Annotated in this window: 6 protein-coding genes; 5 read left to right on the top strand and 1 reads right to left on the bottom strand. The window is 46.6% G+C overall.

Annotated elements, in window-relative coordinates; all coding sequences use genetic code 11:
• Positions 1 to 186: 186 nt before the first annotated feature.
• The 4 genes from yfbV (at position 187) to B9J84_RS15595 (ending at position 3758) form a co-directional block, all read left to right on the top strand.
• On the top strand, positions 187 to 639 hold the full coding sequence (gene yfbV / locus B9J84_RS15610; protein ID WP_013856500.1) for a terminus macrodomain insulation protein YfbV: 453 nt from the start codon (positions 187 to 189) through the stop codon (positions 637 to 639).
• Positions 640 to 997: 358 nt separating this feature from the next.
• A complete protein-coding gene (locus B9J84_RS15605; protein ID WP_017048094.1) occupies positions 998 to 1963 on the top strand; it encodes an ABC transporter substrate-binding protein in 966 nt (321 codons plus the stop codon).
• Positions 1964 to 2022: 59 nt separating this feature from the next.
• Positions 2023 to 2967, top strand: coding sequence for an ABC transporter permease (locus B9J84_RS15600; RefSeq protein WP_013856502.1), 945 nt, complete (start codon positions 2023 to 2025; stop codon positions 2965 to 2967).
• On the top strand, positions 2964 to 3758 hold the full coding sequence (locus tag B9J84_RS15595; RefSeq protein ID WP_010319725.1) for an ABC transporter ATP-binding protein: 795 nt from the start codon (positions 2964 to 2966) through the stop codon (positions 3756 to 3758). The genes B9J84_RS15600 and B9J84_RS15595 overlap by 4 nt, the downstream gene beginning before the upstream one ends.
• Before the next feature lie 101 nt (positions 3759 to 3859).
• Here the strand turns inward: B9J84_RS15595 and dusC are convergent, their stop codons facing one another.
• Positions 3860 to 4816 (bottom strand): tRNA dihydrouridine(16) synthase DusC, encoded by a 957-nt coding sequence (dusC, locus tag B9J84_RS15590; protein WP_094124521.1) that lies wholly within the window; start codon positions 4814 to 4816, stop codon positions 3860 to 3862.
• A 62-nt stretch (positions 4817 to 4878) separates the two neighbouring features.
• Between dusC and B9J84_RS15585 the strand changes: the two genes are divergently transcribed.
• The gene (locus B9J84_RS15585; protein ID WP_013856504.1) at positions 4879 to 5535 is read left to right on the top strand and encodes a YecA family protein; all 657 of its coding nucleotides are present in this window, start codon (positions 4879 to 4881) and stop codon (positions 5533 to 5535) included.
• The last annotated feature ends 38 nt before the right edge of the window (positions 5536 to 5573 follow it).

The raw sequence follows: 5573 nt of genomic DNA, 5'->3' as shown, positions 1-5573 counted from the left end.
CGGAGTTGCCTAAATTGTAAATAACGGCAACAATGAGATTGAGGGCCCGCAAAGAATAGCGATAATGGGCCAATATAACAAAAAAAAATTGAAATAATATTAACTTCTATCAATTTTTTACTAGATTAGTTGAATCATTAAACTATTTTTTAGTTGAATGGGCAGCATCGAGAGTGAGGGCGCGCTATGAATAACAAAGTTGGAATCGTTCACAGCCTGAAAGATGGTCAGAAATATATGGATGTTTGGCCTGTGCGCAAAGAGCTAGGCCTCATTTTTCCTGAGCAACGGATCATTAAAGCCACGCGTTTTGGCGTGAAGGCTATGCCAGCTATCGCCGCAATCAGTGTACTGACACAGATGGTTTTTGAAAATACACAGGCGATGCCCCAAGCAGTGGTAGTGGCACTTTTTGCCATAAGCTTACCGCTACAAGGTATGTGGTGGCTGGGAAACCGCGCCAATACCCAACTTCCACCTTCGCTTGCTGGGTGGTACCGAGAGCTGTACCAGAAGATTGTCGATACTGGTTTTGCTTTAGAGCCAATCAAAGCGAAGCCGAGATACAAAGAGCTGGCTGCTATCCTCAACCGAGCATTCCGTCAGTTAGATGACGCCGCGTTAGAACGCTGGTTCTAGCCACCCAGGTAGCATGTGAATAAAAGGCAAAGAGGACTTCCGCAGTGAACTCCTCTTTGTTATTCAACTTTCGCCTTATTCTTATCTCTCTTTTTGTTACTTTACTGTTAAACCTCACTTCCCTTTAGCCTGAGTTACTGGTAATAATGTTGTCAGCGACGCTCAGTGCGCGTACATAAAAATATTAAAAACACAACATCCAACATGTATACCCAAACAATATGAAGTTGTAAGCAATCTGCAATGGGATGAATCCTAATGTGGCACAGGTTAACTGTGTTTAACGGGATGAGCGCATTTGCTAGCACTGCTACCGCTTTAAGTAGGAAGGGTATAATGCTTAAATCAAGGAGTTAAGATGAAAGCAGGCAAAGCCATTGTTACCGCCGTTTTTGCAGGAGCAGTATTACTCTCTTCCACAAGCATCATGGCCAAAACAGCGAAAGTCGCCGTATCGCAAATTGTTGAGCACCCAGCTTTAGACGCAACCAGACAAGGTTTACTTGATGGTTTAAAAGCAAAAGGTTATGAACAAGGCAAAAATCTCGATTTTGATTTTAAAACCGCGCAAGGCAACCCAGCCATTGCTGTTCAAATTGCGCGCCAATTTGTCGGGGAAAATCCTGATGTGTTAGTCGGCATCGCAACCCCCACGGCGCAAGCGCTCGTTTCTGCAACCAAAACTATTCCTGTCGTGTTCACGGCGGTGACCGATCCTGTCGGTGCTAAATTGGTAAAAAAACTTGAGCAACCGGGTAAGAACGTGACCGGGCTTTCTGATCTATCGCCAGTTGAACAGCACATTGAGCTGATCAAAGAGATCATGCCAAACGTGAAATCTATCGGCGTAGTGTATAACCCCGGTGAGGCGAATGCAGTGAGCTTGATGGAACTGCTTAAATCGAGCACTCAAAAACATGGCATTAAACTTATTGAAGCGACAGCCTTAAAAAGTGCAGACGTACAAACTGCGACACAGGCGATTGCCTCAAAATCAGACATTATCTATGCCTTGATTGATAATACCGTTGCCAGTGCGATTGAAGGGATGATTGTTTCGGCAAACCAAGCTAAGACCCCAGTATTTGGCGCAGCAACCTCTTATGTTGAACGCGGAGCGATTGCTAGCCTTGGCTTTGATTATTACCAAATTGGCGTACAAACCGCGGACTATGTTGTCGCTATCTTGGAAGGCCAAGCACCGGGTAAACTGGATGTTAAAGTGGCCAAAGGGTCTGATTTAATGATCAACAAAACCGCAGCGGAAAAACTGGGCGTAACGATTCCTCAGTCAGTACTTGATCGTGCTACGAGCGTAAAATAAAGACCATTCAGAGCTAGAGCGAAGGCTTTAGCTCTGTTTAAGCAGAGAAAGGAGTTGTTATGTCTGCTTTTGCTTTTTTTGGCGCTCTAGAGATAGGGCTGCTGTACGGATTAGTGGCATTGGGTGTTTACCTCACTTTCCGTGTCCTTGATTTCCCCGATTTAAGCGTTGATGGCAGTTTCCCGATGGGCGCTGCGGTGGCCGCAACGGCGATTGTGGCAGGTATTAACCCTTGGGTTGCTACAGGAATGGCGATACTTGCGGGTGCCTTTACCGGTTGGGTGACTGCATTTCTTGCGGTTCGCTGCGGTATTTTGCATCTATTGGCGTCGATTCTCACCATGATTGCCGCCTTCTCCATCAATATTCGTATTATGGGACGCCCCAATATTGCTCTGCTTGGGGAGGAGACCATTCTTACGCCCTTTGAAGCCATGGGTGACTCGGTTTACATTCGTCCGCTGGTCGTGGGTGTATTGGTCTTGATTTCGGCCTGGTTTGTGGTGCGATTATTAAACAGTGACTTTGGACTTGGACTGCGTGCTACGGGTGTTAATGCCCGCATGGTGAGAGCACAAGGCGGAAGCACCTCGTTTTATACCTATTTTGCTCTTGCGTTATCGAATGGTTTTGTCGGTTTTGCTGGGGCACTGTTTGCGCAAACCAACAGTTTTGCTGATGTAACTTCGGGCGTAGGGACGATTGTCGTTGGCCTTGCCGCTGTGATCTTGGGGCAGACGTTGATCCCTGGGCGCCGGATCTGGGTTGCAGTGCTGGCGGTCATCGTCGGTTCAGTGCTGTACCGTTTAGCGGTCGCCTTTGCTTTGAGCTCGGGCATGTTCGGTTTGCAGGCGTCTGATCTCAACTTAGTTACTGCTGTGCTGGTGGCCATTGCACTGATTGCGCCAAAAATGAAAAGGAACTTCAAAGCAAAAAAGGGTAATTCTCCTGCTCAGAAGTCGGTTGTTGCTAAGCAGGATAAAGCGTCAGGAGAAACATTATGATTCGTTTAGAAGATATTCAAGTCACGTTTAACCCTGGCACAATTTTAGAAAATAGAGCGTTAAGAGGTGTTCACCTCGAAGTACCTGAACATCAATTTTTAACTGTGATTGGCTCAAATGGTGCAGGGAAATCGACCTTATTAGGCGCTGTAACGGGCGAAACGCCCATGATGGCAGGCAAAGTACTCATCGATGAAGTCGATGTCACGCGCCAGAGCGTGGATCAGCGTGCACGTTTATGCGCTCGCGTGTTCCAAGACCCACTTGCCGGTACATGTGGTGATTTAACCATTGAAGAGAATATGGCTTTAGCCTACATGCGCGGCAAGCGCCGAGGGTGGGGGCTGTCACTTTCTTCATCACGTCGCAAGTTGTTTCAAGAGCGAATCGCTATCCTTGGTTTGGGATTAGAAGATCGCTTAGGCGATAACATCGGCTTACTGTCTGGTGGGCAGCGTCAAGCGGTTAGCTTAGTGATGGCAACCTTATCTGACAGTAAATTGTTACTGCTTGATGAGCACACTGCGGCTCTGGACCCTAGAATGGCGGCCTTTATCATTGATTTGACCAAAACAATCGTCAAAGAATTTAACTTGACTGTGATGATGGTAACGCACTCGATGAAAGATGCCTTAGCGTGTGGTGATCGCACTGTGATGCTTCACCAAGGTGAAATTGTTCTTGATGTGTCTGGTGAGCAGCGTGCCAATATGAAAGTGCCTGATCTACTGGAAATGTTTTCGAAAGTTCGAGGCGAAGAGCTGGCAGATGATAGCCTTCTACTCAGTTAATGGTTTTATTTCGTTATCACAGAGGGTTAGTTAACACAGTGGTTGACTAAGCAGCAACAGGCTTTCTCGGCGTGAGGTTGAGAAAGCCTGAAGAAAACGCATCACAACGTGTTTTGTAACCGATCACGGTAACGCTGAATGTGCTCCACGATAGGTTCCGATTTGGTGAAGGTCCTGATTTCGAGAAATAGCTCGTTAGCTTGAGGATATTCTTGACGCAAGTAGGTAAACCATTGCTTGACTCGGTTGGGATAGTAAAAGCCTTTATCGCCTCTAATTTCAAATTGCGAATAGCGCAGGAGCAGATCAACCACTTCATGCCAAGGCATCACTTTATGGTTATGTTTGACCACATTGCCTAAATTGGGAACGTTGAATGCGCCTCGACAAACCATCAATGACTCTACGCCCGTCGCTTTAATACAGGCTTGACCATCGTCATAGTTCCAAATTTCGCCATTAGCGATCAGAGGCAGAGACGTCTTCTGGCGTATCTGATTAATGTAATCCCACTTAATTTCACTGGCGCGATAACCGCCCGCTTTTGTTCGGGCATGAACTGTGAGCTCGTTTGCTCCAGCTTGTTCAATCGCATCGACAATTTCAAAGCAGTCGTTAGGGTCTTCCCAACCTAAGCGAATTTTAGCCGAAACAGGGATCGCTTTCGGGACCGCATCTCGGCATGATTTTACCACTTGATAAATCAATTCCGGATGTTGTAACAGCGCCGCACCGCCTTTGTGTTTGTTGACCGTTTTCGCTGGGCAACCAAAATTCAAGTCAATGCCGTGCGCGCCTAATTCAGCAACTCGTGCGGCATTTTCTGCCATCCAATGTGGCTCTTGGCCGAGCAGTTGAACGTGCACGGGAACACCTGCTTGTGTTTTTGAGCCTGTTTTCAGTTCAGGACAAAGGCGATAAAAAACGTGGTCAGGCAATAATTGGTCAACGACACGCACAAATTCAGTCACGCACAGATCGTAATCATTCATCTGGGTGAGCAGTTCACGCATCAAGTGGTCTAGTACACCCTCCATTGGGCCCAAAATTACACGCATCATCATTTCGCCTTAAAAATTCGAGGCGAGATTGTAGTGGTTACCGAATCAAAAGTCACTAAATGCAAGAGTTGGTATATAATCCTTGGTCAACCATTTTAACTGTACAGATTTTCATGACCTACTCATTGCTCTCTCTTCCTCAATCAGTTCCTCAATCCGCTCATTTTTTTGAAGGGGCTATTTTGGCATCCAATTTCGCCACTAAGCCGTTAGAACCCACAACTTGGTTAGAACCTTTAGTGGGGGAGCAAGTCAAAGCACTTGAACCAGCGGTGATGGCGCAAATTAATCTGCAATATAACTTGCTCAAACGTAGCGAATATTCGGCGTTAGCCTTGCTAGATAATGCGACTCAGTGGGCTGATTTTGCTGAAGGGTTTATGAGCGTCTGGCCAGTCGTTGAACCGCAATGGTTAGAGACTCAAATTGGTGATGGCAGCCTGCGCATGCTGCAAGCTTTGTTGACCACCTTCATGTTAGCCATCGATGAAACACAAACACAGCAGCAGATGAGCGAAGCGGGTTTTGCAACACCACCCAGTTTGAGTGATTTTGCTGAGCAGTTGGATGTCATGATCACTGAAGTGGCGTTAATGGCTGATGAATTAATGCTCGGCATGAAAACGCAGCGGGTTAACCCATTTAAAGAAATTGGACGCAATGATCCTTGTCCGTGCGCCAGTGGCAAGAAATTCAAACAGTGCTGTGGCCAGTAAAGTACGCCGCCTGAGGTTTAATCTCAACAAAGCGCTGA

The organism is Vibrio sp. V03_P4A6T147, assembly GCF_002241085.1.
GTDB lineage: Bacteria > Pseudomonadota > Gammaproteobacteria > Enterobacterales > Vibrionaceae > Vibrio > Vibrio anguillarum.
This window is presented reverse-complemented; position numbering and strand designations above follow the sequence as displayed.